The 14420-nt window shown below is 64.1% G+C and carries 13 protein-coding genes and 1 tRNA gene; 3 read left to right on the forward strand and 11 right to left on the reverse strand.

The genetic code is table 11. The features are described 5' to 3' along the window. Window positions 1–51: 51 nt before the first annotated feature. The 3 genes from ACOI1H_RS03415 to ACOI1H_RS03425 all read left to right on the forward strand — a co-directional run bounded on the left by ACOI1H_RS03415 (window position 52) and on the right by ACOI1H_RS03425 (window position 1677). Window positions 52–126 (forward strand) — tRNA-Val (locus ACOI1H_RS03415). Window positions 127–208: 82 nt separating this feature from the next. Further along, window positions 209–334: a type B 50S ribosomal protein L36 gene (gene ykgO, locus ACOI1H_RS03420; RefSeq protein ID WP_072857948.1), complete on the forward strand. Its 126-nt coding sequence runs from the start codon at window positions 209–211 to the stop codon at window positions 332–334. Window positions 335–462: 128 nt separating this feature from the next. Then, on the forward strand, window positions 463–1677 hold the full coding sequence (locus ACOI1H_RS03425) for an ABC transporter substrate-binding protein (protein ID WP_422435320.1): 1215 nt from the start codon (window positions 463–465) through the stop codon (window positions 1675–1677). Between the two features lie 40 nt (window positions 1678–1717). On the opposite strand, the gene ACOI1H_RS03430 is transcribed toward ACOI1H_RS03425, so the two are convergent. The 11 genes from ACOI1H_RS03430 to ACOI1H_RS03480 form a co-directional block, all read right to left on the reverse strand. Then, on the reverse strand, window positions 1718–3379 hold the full coding sequence (locus ACOI1H_RS03430; RefSeq protein WP_422435321.1) for a peptidoglycan-binding protein: 1662 nt from the start codon (window positions 3377–3379) through the stop codon (window positions 1718–1720). Window positions 3380–3401: 22 nt separating this feature from the next. Further along, the gene (locus ACOI1H_RS03435; protein ID WP_422435322.1) at window positions 3402–4598 is read right to left on the reverse strand and encodes a phenylacetate--CoA ligase family protein; all 1197 of its coding nucleotides are present in this window, start codon (window positions 4596–4598) and stop codon (window positions 3402–3404) included. A gap of 111 nt (window positions 4599–4709) precedes the next feature. Next, complete coding sequence (locus ACOI1H_RS03440; RefSeq protein ID WP_422435323.1) at window positions 4710–5099, reverse strand: hypothetical protein; 390 nt, start codon at window positions 5097–5099, stop codon at window positions 4710–4712. Between the two features lie 98 nt (window positions 5100–5197). Then, on the reverse strand, window positions 5198–5857 hold the full coding sequence (locus ACOI1H_RS03445) for a hypothetical protein (RefSeq protein ID WP_422435324.1): 660 nt from the start codon (window positions 5855–5857) through the stop codon (window positions 5198–5200). 115 nt (window positions 5858–5972) lie between these two features. After that, on the reverse strand, window positions 5973–6794 hold the full coding sequence (locus tag ACOI1H_RS03450) for an ABC transporter ATP-binding protein (RefSeq protein ID WP_422435325.1): 822 nt from the start codon (window positions 6792–6794) through the stop codon (window positions 5973–5975). A 73-nt stretch (window positions 6795–6867) separates the two neighbouring features. Continuing rightward, window positions 6868–8151, reverse strand: coding sequence for an ABC transporter substrate-binding protein (locus tag ACOI1H_RS03455; RefSeq protein WP_422435326.1), 1284 nt, complete (start codon window positions 8149–8151; stop codon window positions 6868–6870). A 79-nt stretch (window positions 8152–8230) separates the two neighbouring features. Then, entirely contained in the window at window positions 8231–9307 is a 1077-nt protein-coding gene (locus ACOI1H_RS03460; RefSeq protein ID WP_422435327.1) for a branched-chain amino acid ABC transporter permease, read from the reverse strand. A gap of 93 nt (window positions 9308–9400) precedes the next feature. Beyond that, complete coding sequence (locus ACOI1H_RS03465) at window positions 9401–10396, reverse strand: branched-chain amino acid ABC transporter permease (protein ID WP_422435328.1); 996 nt, start codon at window positions 10394–10396, stop codon at window positions 9401–9403. Window positions 10397–10407: 11 nt separating this feature from the next. Beyond that, window positions 10408–11226, reverse strand: a complete 819-nt coding sequence (locus tag ACOI1H_RS03470; protein ID WP_422435329.1) for an ABC transporter ATP-binding protein — start codon at window positions 11224–11226, stop codon at window positions 10408–10410. 94 nt (window positions 11227–11320) lie between these two features. Beyond that, entirely contained in the window at window positions 11321–13279 is a 1959-nt protein-coding gene (locus ACOI1H_RS03475) for an AMP-binding protein (RefSeq protein ID WP_422435330.1), read from the reverse strand. Between the two features lie 227 nt (window positions 13280–13506). Continuing rightward, window positions 13507–14370, reverse strand: coding sequence for a DUF481 domain-containing protein (locus ACOI1H_RS03480; protein ID WP_422435331.1), 864 nt, complete (start codon window positions 14368–14370; stop codon window positions 13507–13509). Window positions 14371–14420 lie beyond the last annotated feature (50 nt).

The raw sequence follows: 14420 nt of genomic DNA on the forward strand, positions 1-14420 counted from the left end.
TTCGCCCGCGCCCTTGATCGTTCAGGGACGCAGTCGATCCGCAAACGGAATGGATGATTAGCTCAGCGGTAGAGCACTTCGTTGACATCGAAGGGGTCACTGGTTCGATCCCAGTATCGTCCACCAGAATTCGCGGGGGGCCGGCGACGGTCCCCTTTACTTTAACCCAAGGCGCAACCGCCGCGCCGCGACAAGAGGAGCCTTTCAGATGAAAGTTCGCAACTCCCTCCGTTCGCTCAAGCAGCGCCACCGCGATTGCCGCGTCGTGCGCCGCAAGGGCCGTGTCTATGTGATCAACAAGACGCAACCCCGGTTCAAGGCCCGTCAGGGCTGAAACCGGTCTAGACCGATCAAGCGAAGGCCGTGTCCGAAAGGGCGCGGCCTTTCGCGTTGAGGGGGCTGGCGCGGGACACGGGGAGTCGCTTAATCTGGTGCAACCCTGATCCGCAAAGGCGATTGAACATGCCCTTCCTTCGACCGGCCCTACCCCTTTTTCTTGCCCTGACCGCCGCACCGCTGGCGGCACAAGATGTGCTGTGCGGCGGCGAAGGCGATGGCGGCCAATGGCTGGCCGGGTCCGAGGCGGCCTCGGACATCGCCACGGCCGAGGCGTTCGGAGAGCAGATGGCGCTGGTCCTGAACGGCAACCGGTTCGTCGGCCTGTTCAGCCTGACAGCCACGACTGACGTGAGGATCGAGGCGGCAGGGCGCGGCAACGGCGACCCGACGCTGAGTTTGCTGGGGCCGGACGGGACCGAGACCGCCACCGACGACGATTCGGGCGGCAATGGTGCTGCCCGGATCGAGACGACACTCGAACCCGGCACCTATTGCGCCGTCGTGCGCAGCTTCGACGATGCGCCGATGACCGCCTTTGTCCGCGTCGGCCGGTCCGACATGGAGGCGCTGACCGACGGCATGACGGACGGGCCGGAAGCGACGACCGATGCCGACCGCGCGGCGAACTGCGCTGCGGCGACGGACATCGGGCCATTGGGTGACGGACCGCTGACCTATCAGGGGTCCGCTGCGGACGCAGGATATGCGCGGTTCCAGCTTGCGCAACCGACGGCAATCAGCATCACAGCCGACAACACGGATGCAGATCCCACCTTGATGCTGCTTGGCCCCGGGGATGCGATGATTGCCGAGAACGACGATTTCGATGGGCTGAACCCGCGCATCGATGTGACGGAGCCTCTGGCCGCCGGCACCTATTGCATCGCGCTGGATGCGATCAGCGACCGCGACGCCGCCATCGATGTCGCCGTCAGCGCCTATGATCCGGCTGCGGCCCTTGCCACGCTTTACGCCCGTGGCGAGGCGGCGCCGCCGTTGGACGGGTCGGTCGCGATCACCGACCTTGGTGCGCTTCCGGGCCGGTTCCGGCAGGACGTCCAGGTGAGCGGCGATGCGGCGTGGTTCAGCATGACGCTCGATTCCCCCGGCCTGTTGCTGGTCGAGGCGCTGGCCAGCACGCCGGAGGGCGACCCCTGGTTGGTGATCTATGACGATCTGGGTCGGGAGATCTCACAGGACGACGACGGCGGCGACGGAACGAACGCCCGTTTGGCCGCGCGGGTGCTGCCCGGCACCTACCTGATTGCCGTCAAGCAGGTCGCCGAGCAGACCGGCTTCGTGCGACTGCTGGCCGAACGCTACGTTCCGGTCGAATGATCGGGATGGGTCCGGGTGCGACCAGACCCATCCCGATGCGTCAGCGGAAGGCGTCGGTCAGCATCTGCGACACGGTCGATTGGTCCAGATACCCCGACACGGTCAACTGCCGGTCGCGCTGATACCGCCGGATGGCGTTCCGCGTGTCCGCGTCGATGGACCCGTCGACCGCACCGGGATCGAGGCCCAACTGGCTCAACCGTGCCTCGACCAGCCGCAGGCTGACCGGATCAAGCGCCAGTGCCCTTTCGGCGGCAGCCGCGGCGTCGTTGCCGGCTTGTTCCGCGCTAGCGCGCTGGAACTGCGCGATCCGGGCGTTCGCCTCGTCCTTGAAGGCCCCATTGGGATGTTCCTCCAGATAGGCGCGATAGGCCCCGGCGTTGCCCGTGCGCACGGCCCGGTCCCAGGTCTGGCGATCCGATTCAGCCGCGGCCGCGCGGTTGCGTTGCTGGATCGTGTCCAGCGCGGCTTTGGCCTGATCCGAAAACTGCCCGTCGGGATAGCGTTCGAGGTAGGACCGCAGACCGGCCTCCGTTCCGGTCGCACCGCTGTTGGCCCAGAAGGCCCTGTCGTCGCGCAGCGTCGCCTCGCGCCGGGCCTGGGCCTGCGCCTCGAGCTCGGCGGCGCGCGTGGCCGCCTGCCGGTCGATCAGGGCAATCTGGCCGGCTGCAAGATAGCCTGACTGCGCAGCGTTGTTCTGGCCCTGCCAGGCCTTGATGGCACCCCGCGTGCCGGGGCCGAAGATGCCGTCGATGCCACGAGTGTCGAACCCCAGCACCTGGAAATCGCGCTGGATGGCGCGGCGCGCCTCGAGCGGGAGGTTCAGCGCATCCTCTGCGGCCCGCAAAGACCGGTCGGGGTCGCGCAGGTCCCGCAGACGCGCGACGGCATCGGCGGCGTGCGGGCCTTGAGGATACCGGTCGAGGTAGCGCGTGTAGCCCGCCTCGTTGTCGGCGGTGCGTACGGTGTCCCAGAACGTGCCTTCAAGTGTCGCGGCCAGATCGGGCGTGACGGACGGGCGCGGTGCGGCGGGGGCAGGCGGGGCCGCCGTGCTGCCTTCGGACACCAGGACAAGCCGGCCCGGCACGAAGCCGGAGGCCGACAGGTCGCGGTCGCGTCGCACGGCCGCCACGATATCCCCGCCGGGCACGGCCACGACGTCGCGCAACAGATCGGCCGCCGCCGATACGGTGCCTTGGACCACCGTCACGCCGCTGGGCAAATCGAGATCGCCGATCCCGCTGCGCAGACCGCCACCGATGTCGCGGTCGTCGCCCGGGTCGCGCCCGAGGATCAGGACGGCGGCACCCGGCGTCCGCTCAAGCTGCGCCAGCAACGTTTCAACCGAGATCGCGCCGTTCGCGACGGAGAAGGCGGCAGGCGTCGCCGCATCGGTGGGCAGCAGCCATGTGCGCTGTCCATCGGTCACGAAACGGCCGGCCAAGGCCGCGACAAGGCGATCCGCATCCACTGACATGTCGGCAAAGTCGTTCGCCTGCGCCTGAAGATCGACACCACGCTGCGTGCCGAATACGGCAAAGCCGTTCGCTTCGATGTCCGCGCCTGCGTTGGCCAGATCGTTCGCCCCGCGCAGGTCGCGCAGCGTGTCGTAGTTCGAGATGCCGACGATCAGGGCTGCGTCCTGCGCCTGTGCCAGCGAGGCCGCGCAGATCATCACGGAAGAAAGCAGTAATTGGCGCATGGGCTTGGTCCTTGTGTTGGTCTTACGTGTCATAGCGGCGGCGATCCTCGATCACGAGGCCGTCGCGGGGCAGGCTGCCGGGGGCATGCAAGGTCACATCGCCCCGCAGTTTCAGGATATCCTTCACCGCAGTCTCCAACGTCGCAGCGTCCAGATCGGTCCCTTCGACCTGCACCTGCATGCTGTCGGAATCCCCGGCGCGATCCGCAATGACGCGCGCGCGGTCGGCACCGACACGGGAGACAAGGGCCGCGACCTGCTCGGGGCGCACGAACATGCCCTTGATCTTGGTCGTCTGGTCGGCGCGCCCCATCCAGCCCTTGATGCGCAGGTTGGTGCGCCCACAGGCGGATTGACCGGGCAGCACGGCGCTCAGGTCGCCGGTGGCGAAGCGGATCAGGGGATAATCGGGATTCAGGGTGGTCACGATGACCTCACCAACTTCGCCCGTCGCCACCGGGTCGCCGGTGCCGGGGGTGCAAATTTCCAGGATGACGCCCTCATCGACGATCATGCCGCTGTCGTGCGACGATTCGTAGGCGATCAGGCCAAGGTCGGCGGTGGCATAGCATTGCAGGCAGGTGATTCCGCGATCAGCGTAAGACTGGCGCAGTTGCGGGAACAGCGCGCCGCCGGACACCGCCGCTTTCGTGATGTTCAGGGTCACGCCCATCTCGTCCGCCTTGTCGAGGATCACCTTCAGGTAATCGGGCGTGCCGGCATAGGCCGTGACGCCGGCCGCGGCGGCGGCCTGCACCTGAAGTTCGGTCTGGCCGGTGCCGGCGGGCACCACGACGGCACCGACGGCCCGCGCCCCGTTTTCGAACATCGTGCCGGCGGGGGTCAGATGGTAGCCGAAACAGTTCTGCACCACGTCCCCCGCGCCGATGCCGCAGGCATGCAGGAACCGACCAAAGCGCCACCAGTCGGGACTGCTGCCGCCCGGTTCGTAGATCGGGCCGGGGGACTGAAAGATGTGGGTGATGTTGCGGACGGGAATCCCGCCAAAGGGCGGATTGTCGCGTTGCCAGTCCACCAGTTGCGATTTGCGCAGTACCGGCAGGCGGGACAGGTCACCGATCCGGACCACCTGCCCGCCTGCCAGACAAGAGCCCGGAGCATCCTCCACCCGCGCAATCTGCTGTTGAAGGCCCGCAAGCTGTGCTGTCGCACGAATCTTGGCGTCACGGGTTTCCAGATCGTCGTAAGGGGCGGTCATCGCGGTCTCTCCTGTCCGGGTCAATTCGCGACACTGTGCCGCCCTGGACAGCTGAAAGCTAGGGATGTGACCGCCCGCTATGCAATAACGCGGCGCTGTCAGACGATTGGATCAGGACGGTTCGGCGGAATTCCGACACAGATTCACCATCGCGCGCAGGACCTCGGGCGAGACGTTTGTCATGCCCGCGTTGTCCGCACCGGTGTCTGCATTCTCGGTCGCCGTGGCCTCGTCCGTCGGAGCCGCAGCGGTGTCGGAGGAGGTCATGTTTCCGACATCGCCGCTGTCGGCTCCGGCGTCAGCCGGCGGCATCTCGTTCGATCCGACGGTCATCAGGGTCGCGATGGCCTCCGTCTGGGTCGCCGGCTCCATCTCGAGGAACTGGGTGCAGGTCAGCGTCGGGTTGCCAGACCCGGTTTCGGGCTGTTCCGCGGTCTGAGCCGAGATCGCGGAGACACCAGAGATCAGGGCTGCAGTTGCGATGAATAGAATCTTGCGCATCGGTCACTCCTTGATGGGCGCAGCGGAGGGCTCGCCCTGTGGGATGGAAATGGTGAACGGCACCCGGAAGTTCCGGGTGCCGCCAGAACGCAGAGCGATCAGTTCGAGGTCGATGCGCTGTTGGTGCAGACCGTGACGAGCGCCAGCACCAGATCGGACTGGTTGCCCATGTCCCCGCTTGCCGAATCGCCCGCGGACGAGTCCGATGCAGCCATATCGGTCGAAGCCGCGCTGTCGGTGGTCGTCGTGCTGTCGGCGCTTGCAGTTGCGTCTGCGGCACCGTCAGCGGGCATGGTGCCGTCCATCGCAACACTGCCATCGGCGTTCACCGTGGCATCCGATGCGGTGTCGCTGGCAGGTGCATCAGCGGCCATCGATCCGGTCGCCGCGCTGTCCGCAGTAGCCGTGTCGCTGTCGGACGTGGCGGCCATGTCCGTGCCGTCGGTCGTTGCAGCGGCATCACCACCGCTTGCGGCGGCCGTGTCCGTGCCGGACCCGGACGCATCGGTCGACGTGCTGCCATCGGCCTCTGCCGTAGCAGCACTGTCCATCGGGGTCGCAGACGTGCTGCCCATTGCGGCGTCACGGCCGGCGGTCGCCAGCGCCTGCGCGCCTGCTTCCTGATCCGTCGGTGCAAGTGCCAGAAACTGGTCGCAGGTCATCATCGCATCGCCACTTTGCGCCGTAGCGAGGGTCGGCACGGTCGCACAGGTCATCGCAATGGCACTGATGCCCGTCAGAAGCTTGATCTTGAACATGAGACGTTCCTCTCTCGTCTGTGAGTTGGCAGCTATCGCCACCGCATGAGACAGGAATGCGGAACACGCAATTTAGTTTCTGAAACTGGATCAGCAGAGCAATAAATTGTCGATTTCAGGCAAGCCAGCGCTTGCGACGGCGGTAGCTGCGGACGTCGCGAAAGGATTTGCGGCCCTCGTCCGATACACCCAGATAGAATTCCTTCACGTCGGGATTTTCACGCAACTCGGCCGCCGGTCCTTCCATGACGACACGTCCGCTTTCCAGAATGTAGCCATGATGCGCGAACCTCAGGGCGACGTTGGTGTTCTGTTCGGCCAGCAGAAAACTGACGCCTTCGCGTTCGTTCAGATCCTTCACGATGCCGAAGATTTCCTCGACCAGCTGCGGTGCAAGGCCCATTGACGGTTCGTCCAGCAGGATCGTCTCGGGCTTGCTCATCAGCGCGCGACCGATGGCGCACATCTGCTGTTCACCGCCGGACGTATAGCCCGCCTGACTCTTGCGCCGCTCGCGCAGCCGCGGAAAATAGGTGTAGACCATTTCAAGGTCGGCATTGACCGCCGCCTTGCCTGCGCTGCGCGTATAGGCCCCGGTCAGCAGATTTTCCTCGATCGTCAGATGTTCGAAACAGTGGCGGCCCTCCATCACCTGGATGACGCCGCGCTTGACCAGCGCCTCGGGCGACAATTCCTGCACCCGCTCGCCGCGATAGGCGATGGTGCCCTTGGTCACCGCGCCGCGTTCGGAATGCAGCAGGTTCGAAATCGCCTTCAGCGTCGTCGTCTTGCCGGCCCCGTTGCCCCCCAGAAGCGCCGTGATGCCGCCCTTGGGCACCTTCAGGCTGACGCCCTTCAGCACCAGGATGACGTGATTGTAGATCACCTCGATATTGCTGACCTCCAGCAAGGTCTCGGTCTGTGCCTCGTCCAGCATGGTGCCGTGTCCCCTGTTCATCTGGCCAAATAAACTCAAAAAATCGGACGGCCCTGGGGCCGCCCGACGTAATTTACAGACAGCCCGACGTGATGCCGTTCTCGGCCGCATAGGCAGCCGCGTCCTCGGCGATCAGCGGGTCGATCACGCTCTTGTCCGGCGTGATGAAGTCGGTCAGCGGCACCCAGACCTTGTCGGCCGCGTTCCACTGCTGGACCAGACCCTCTCCGGACCCGGAGTGGTTCTGGCAGGACACGGTAAACTCCGGCCCGATACCTTCCATCCCCAACTCTGCCATGCGGGCGTTGGTGATCTCCAGCGCCTCCATGCCGTCGCGCATCTGGACCGCATCGATCTGCGAGGTGCCGGCCAGTTCCTGCGCCTTGGCGATCGCCTCGGCCGCCAGCATGGCGGTGTACATGCCACGGATATACAACACCGTGCCCATGTTGCTGCCGTCACCGGCCCCGTTGCCCGCGTCGATCACCTGGGTCCGGATTTCTTCCAGCACCGGATAATCCTGCACGCGGTTCATGTTCAGCGCCTTGTAGCCGTCGGCGGCCATGCCTGCGGGCAGCACGTCGGGTTCAGCACCCGCCCACCAGTTGCCGATGAACTGATCCATCGGATAGCCGACGTTCGCGGCCTCCTGGATGGCGACCTGGTTCTGCACGCCCCAGCCCCACATGATGACGTAATCGGGCCGCTCGCGCCGGATCTGCAACCACTGCGACTTCTGCTCCTGCCCGGGAGGATCGACCGCCAGTTGCGTCAGGGTGAAACCATGCTTCTGCGACAGCTCTTCCAGCGTACGGATCGGCTCCTTGCCATAGGCGGAGTTGTGGTAGATCAGCGCGATCTTCTTGCCGGACAGATCGTCACCGTTCTCGCTCAACAGATAGTTGACCGCAACGCTGGCGGCGTCCCAATAGGTCGCCGGATAGTTGAAGATCCAGGGAAACGTCTCGCCCGCTGCAGCCGAGGTGCGGCCATAGCCCAGCGTGTGCATCGGGATCTGGTCCGCCGTCGCCTTGGGAATCAGCTGATAGGTGATGCCGGTGGACAGGGGTTGATAGATCAGCGCACCGTCGCCCTTGGTCGCCTCGTAGCACTCCACGCCCTTTTCGGTGTTGTAGGCGGTCTCGCATTCGTTGATGCGGATCATCTCGCCGCCGATGCCGCCGTCGCGGGCGTTCAGCAGGGCAAAGTAATCCTGATAGCCGTCGGAAAACGGCGTGCCGTTGGCACCGTAGGGCCCGGTCCGGTAGCTGAGGTCCGGGATCACGAGTTCGGCCAGGGCGGGTCCGCTGGCCAGAAGGCCGGCAAGTGCCGCGGTGGCAAGGGTCTTCATCTTCATCTCAAGTCTCCTCCCAAGGATTGATCGTGACAGCCGGGTTGATCCCGGTCTTGGCGCGCGGGGACGTCCCCGCCCGGCATTAATATGGGAACGGCCACATACGCAGCTTCTCCTTCGCGACGCGCCACAGCTGCGCCAGACCATGCGGTTCCTTGATGAGGAAGAACATGATCAGCGCGCCGACCGCGACCAGTTGCAGATGGGCGACCGTGGCACTGGGCCAGCCCAACAGATCGACGCCCAGCACCTTCAGTGCGACCGGCAGCAGGACAAGGAACGCCGCACCCGCGAAACTGCCGAAGATGCTGCCAAGCCCGCCGATGATGCACATGAACAGCACCAGGAACGATTTGCTGATGCCGAACGCCTCGCCCACCTCGACCGCACCCAGATAGACCGCAAAGAACAGCGCGCCGGCGATCCCGATGAAGAAACTACTGACCGCAAAGGCCGACAGCTTGGCGGTCAACGGATTCACGCCGATGATCTCGGCCGCGATGTCCATGTCGCGGATCGCCATCCATTTGCGCCCGACGCTGCCGCGCGTCAGATTTCGTGCAATCAGCGCGCAGATCGTGACGAACAGTAAACAGATCAGGTATTGCGCAGCGGGCGCGGTTTCTGCCCCAGTGACGGCGATGCCACCCACGAACCGCTCTGGGGCGGAAATCTGGCCCGAGGCGGAGTAGTTGTAGAACCACGGCACCTTGTTGAAAAGCCAGACGAGGAAGAACTGCGCCGCCAGTGTCGCCACCGCCAGATAGAACCCCTTGATCCGCAAGGACGGCAGGCCGAAGGCCGCGCCGACCGCCGCCGTGATGAACCCTGCCAGCACGACGTGGATCAGGATGCTGACGTCAGGAAAGGCGGTCATCAATTTGTAGACGGCATAGGCCCCCACGGCCATGAAGCCGCCCGTCCCCAGCGACACCTGCCCGCAATAGCCCGTCAGGATGTTCAGACCGATCGCTGCAATGCTGTAGATCAGGAACGGAACAATGATCGCATTCGCCCAGTAGTCGTTGATGACGAACGGGATCACCAGCCAAGCGATGGCCAGAACCGCCCAATACCGCCACCGGTCGAACTTGATCGGAAACGTCTGGCTGTCCGCCGCATAGCTCGTCTTGAAATCGCCGGCCTCACGATACAGCATGACGCATCCCTTTCATCTGGCCAACTAAACTCCCGCCGGCGGCCCGCGTGGCCGGGCGTCGTGAGGCTTTGCCTCACGCGGTCGCACGACAGGTCACACACGTTCAATTATCCGCTCCCCGAACAGGCCCTGCGGGCGGAACACCAGAAAGATCAGCGCCAGCACATAGGCAAACCAGTTTTCGGTGGCACCGCCGACCATCGGGCCGATGGAGTATTCGAACAGCTTCTCGCCCACGCCGATGATCAGCCCGCCGACGATGGCACCGGGAATGGACGTGAAGCCGCCCAGCATCAGCACCGGCAGTGCCTTCAGCGCGATCAACGACAGCGAGAATTGCACGCCCGATTTCGCACCCCACATGACGCCGGCGACCAGCGCCACCATGCCCGCCAGCGACCAGACCAACACCCAGATGAAGTTCAGCGAGATGCCGACCGACAGTGCCGCCTGATGGTCGTCGGCCACGGCCCGCATGGCGCGACCCTGCTTGGTATATTGCGCGAACATGATCAGGCCCACGACCAGCAAGGCCGCGACGACGCTTGCCGTGATGTCCAGCTTGTCGATGAAGAAGCCGTAGAAATCATCGCCGCCCAGGTGCGCCGAGATATTCTCGACCCACATCGACCCACCCTGCGGGATGCCGACGTTCAGCGTCTTGATGTCTGACCCCCACATCAGGTCGCCGACACCTTCCAGGAAATAAGCCAGACCGATGGTCGCCATGAACAGGATGATCGGTTCCTGCCCGACCAGATGCCTGAAGACGAAAGTGTGCACCATCCACGCCAGCACGACCATCACCAGCAGGGTCAGCACGATTCCGAGCAACGCCGGCACCGTCCAGCCGAAATTGTGGATGTCCGTGCCAAAGGTCGCGTTGATGATGTGGCTGAACGGCACCTGCCCTTCCATGATGCCCACCAGCGTCAGTGCGGCGAACAGCGCCATGACCCCTTGGGCGTAGTTGAAGATGCCGGAGGCCTTGAAAATCAGCACGAAGCCCAAAGCAACCAGCGCGTAAAGCACACCCGCCATCAGGCCGTTGATCACGACCTCGATCATGTACAGGAATTCAGCGGACATCGCACACCCCCTCAGTCATGGGCCACACCCAGATAGGCATCGATGACCTCCTGATTGTTGCGCACCTCGGACGGGGTGCCGTCGCCGATCTTGCGGCCGTAATCCATGACGACCACGCGGTCGGACAGGTCCATGACCACGCCCATGTCGTGTTCGATCAGCGCGATGGTCGTGCCGAATTCGTCGTTCACATCGAGGATGAAGCGGCTCATGTCCTCCTTCTCCTCGACGTTCATGCCGGCCATCGGCTCGTCCAGCAGCAGAAGCTTTGGTTCCGCCGCCAGGGCGCGGGCCAGTTCCACACGCTTTTTCAGCCCGTAGGGCAGCCGCCCGACGGGCGTCTTGCGGATCGCCTGAATTTCCAGAAAGTCGATGATCCGTTCGACCACGGCGCGATTTTCGACCTCTTCACGCTCAGCGCGGCCTTTCCAGATCATCTGGGACAGCAGGCCCGTCTTCATGTGGGTCAGCCGCCCGGTCATGATGTTGTCCAGAACGCTCATCCCGTCGAACAGGGCGATGTTCTGAAACGTGCGCGCGATGCCGAGACGGGCCACCTGATAAGGCCTCATCGATGGCCGCTTTTCACCGCGGAACCAGACTTCGCCCTCCTGCGGATTATAGAAGCCCGAGATCACGTTCAGCATCGACGACTTGCCCGCGCCATTCGGCCCGATGATTGCCCTGATCTCGCCTTCGCGGATGTCGAACGAGATGTCCCTGATCGCCTCCACCCCGCCGAACCGCAGCGTGATCCCGCGCATGTCCATCAGCACGCCGCCGATCTGGCGGCCGTCTGCCGTGACATAGGGTGCAGCCGTATCCTTCATGCGCGGATATCCCCTTCATCTGGCAAGACAAACGCGTGCCCCGGTGATTTGGCGAAGCCAGATGCACCTGAGAGGCTGATGGGTGGCACGCGCATCATTCCGCCGCCATCCGCGCCGTCTGCACGACCCGCGCGTCACGGATCGCCAGCGTTGCCTTGATGCTGCCCTTGCGTCCATCCTCGTAGGTGACTTCCGTCTCGGTGTAGATCTGCGGCGCGCCGTCATAGAGCGCCGCGATCAGGTCGGCGAATTTCTCGCCCACGATGGCGCGGCGGACCTTGCGCGACCGCGTCATCTCTCCGTCGTCGGCGTCCAGCTCCTTATGGAGGATCAGAAAGCGGTGGATCTGGCAGGCGGCCAGCATCGGGTCCTGCGCGATGCTTTCATTCACCGCGTTCACATGCCCTTCCACAAGGTCCAGGACCTGCGGATGCTGCGACAGTTCCTGATAGGACGAATAGGCGATGTTGTTGCGCTCTGCCCAATTGCCCACGGCGGCAAGGTCGATGTTGATGAAGGCCGTGCAGTGGTCGCGGCCCGCACCGAAAACGACCGCCTCAAGGATGTTGGGATAGAACTTCAGTTTGTTCTCGACATACTTGGGCGCGAACATGGCACCGGACGCCAGTTTGCCCACGTCCTTGGCACGGTCGATGATGCGCAGATGGCCGGTGCCATCCTCGATGAACCCGGCATCGCCGGTCGCGACCCAACCTTCGGCGTCCTTGGTCGATGCGGTGCTTTCGGGGTTCTTGTAGTATTCCACGAAGGTACCGGGAGAGCGGTAGAAGACCTCTCCATTCTCGGCGATGCGCAGTTCCACACCGGGCGAAGGCACACCGACGGTATCCGACCGGACCTCTCCGTCCGGCTGCTGGGTGATGAATACGGTCGCCTCCGTCTGGCCGTAAAGCTGTTTGAGGTTCATGCCGAGGCTGCGGTAGAAATCGAAGATCTCCGGGCCGATCGCCTCGCCCGCCGTGTAGCCGACGCGCACGCGGGACAGGCCCAGTGTGTTCTTCAGCGGCCCATAGACGAGGAGGTTGCCGAGGCCATAGCGCAGGCGGTCCATCGCCCCGACCGGCTTGCCATCCAGCAGGGCAGGGCCGACCCGCCGGGCGATAGTCATGTAGTGATCGAACAGCCACTTCTTGAAGCGGCCCGCGTCCTCCATCCGGATCATCACGGTGGTCAACTGCGTCTCGAACACGCGCGGCGGGGCAAAGAAATAGGTCGGACCGATCTCGCGCAGGTCGGTCAGCATGGTGTCGGGGCTTTCGGGACAGTTGACGCAGAACCCGGTCCACATCGCCTGCCCGACGGAAAAGATGAAATCACCCACCCAGGCCATCGGCAGATAGGCCAGCACCTCGTCTCCCGCGCGCAGGTGGTCGAAATCGGCGGAGTTCTTCGATGTCTCGATCACGTTGCGGTTCGACAGCACGACCCCCTTGGGCCGCCCCGTCGTGCCCGAGGTGTAGAGCATCACGCAGGTGTCGTCATAGGTCCGCGCATCGGTCCGGGCCTGCATCTCGGTCCGGCGCTGCGATGTGCGCCCGCGGGCCTGCACGTCGGCGTAGGAGGTCATTGCCGCATGGTCGTAGCGGCGCAGACCCCTCCCATCGAGGTAGATGATCTGTTCCAGCGACGCGAGCCCCGCACGCGCTTCTGTCAGCTTGTCGACCTGTTCCTGATCGCCGGCGATGGCGAACCGCGCGCCGGAATGTTCAAGAGCGTAGGCGATTTCCTCGACTGCGGCCTCTTGATACAGCGGCACCGGGATGCAGCCGACCTTCTGCGCCGCGACCATCGCCCAATACAGCGCCGGACGGTTGCGGCCGGAAATCGCGATGTGATCGCCTGTGGCGGCTCCCATCTCCAGCAGGCCCAGCGCCAATGCGTCGATCTCGTCCGCTGCCTGCGCCCAGGTCCAGCTTTGCCAGATGCCGAATTCCTTTTCGCGGTAGGCCGCCTTGCTCCCATGCCGCGCAACATTCCGCGCCAGCAGATGCGGGATCGATGTCAGATCATTGCCCGGCGCGGCTGATGGCATGCGGTTATCCTCCCTCGCCCGGATGTCACCGGATCGCAGGACCGACGCCTCCTCGCGACGACCCCTCGTGCCATCATTGTGCGGTGTCGTCCGCCTTGCGTCAAATAATTTATGAACGGTCGTTCATTTAATTGCGTCGACCCCGATGTGTCGATTGCCAACGAAAACGGGCGGTGGCTTTCGCCACCGCCCAACTTCAGCGATATCCGGGAATGCAATCCGAAAGATCAGTTGAAGTTATAGACCACCGAAACGCCCAGGGTGTTGGACGCATCGCCGAATTCGTCATCGACCGAGTCGTCGAAGGACGTGGTCAGCGACGTGCGCAACGACAGTGTGTTGGTCATCGCGACGGACAGCGCCAAGTCGTTCGTCACCAACGTGGAGGTGTCGGAATAGATGACATCGGTATCGTTGGTGACGTAGGACGTCTGGCTCAGCGAACGGTAGTAGTTCGAGGAGAGAGACGCGGCCACTTCGGAGTTGTCGACGCCGCCGACAGTCTCGGTGTAGCGGTAGCCCGGACCGGCCTGAATGGACCACTGGCTGGTCGCATCGTTGAAGATGCGGTAGCCGACACCGGCACCGACGAAGACGTCGACAAAGTTGTCATCCAGGTTCTCGGCAGCACGGTCCTGCTGGGCGTCCAGCTTGGCGTAGCCGAAGTAGCGCGGACCGAAGTCGCGACGATAGTCGGCCCCCAGCAGCAGCTCGTTTTCGGTTTCGTCACCGTTGTCGGTGGCGTAATTGTAGGCGGCGGTGACGTCGATGCCGTTGACACCGTCGAAGGTACCATAGCGCAGACCGACGCCGACGGTGGCGTTGTCATCACCGGTACCACCGACGCCACCGTTGTCGTCATTGGACGCGATCGCGCGCAGTGCGACGGAGCCGTAGGTGCCCACGACGCGGCCCTCGTTGCCGAACCGGCCCACGTCGCGCTCTGCGTCCTCGGCGATCTGCTCCTGCAGGTCGTCGAACTGGTCCGCGGCGGCGTCTTCATTGCTAAAGGTCGTCGTCTGAGCAACAGCAGCACCGGCAATCGTGGCAGCGGCGGCAGCGACGACAAAGATGTTCACAGTCTTGGTCATGGCAGAATTTCCCTATTTCCTGACCTCGCAGCAGTGCGAGTCTGACAGGT

The sequence above is a fragment of the Loktanella sp. DJP18 genome (assembly GCF_049310965.1).
Lineage (GTDB): Bacteria > Pseudomonadota > Alphaproteobacteria > Rhodobacterales > Rhodobacteraceae > Loktanella.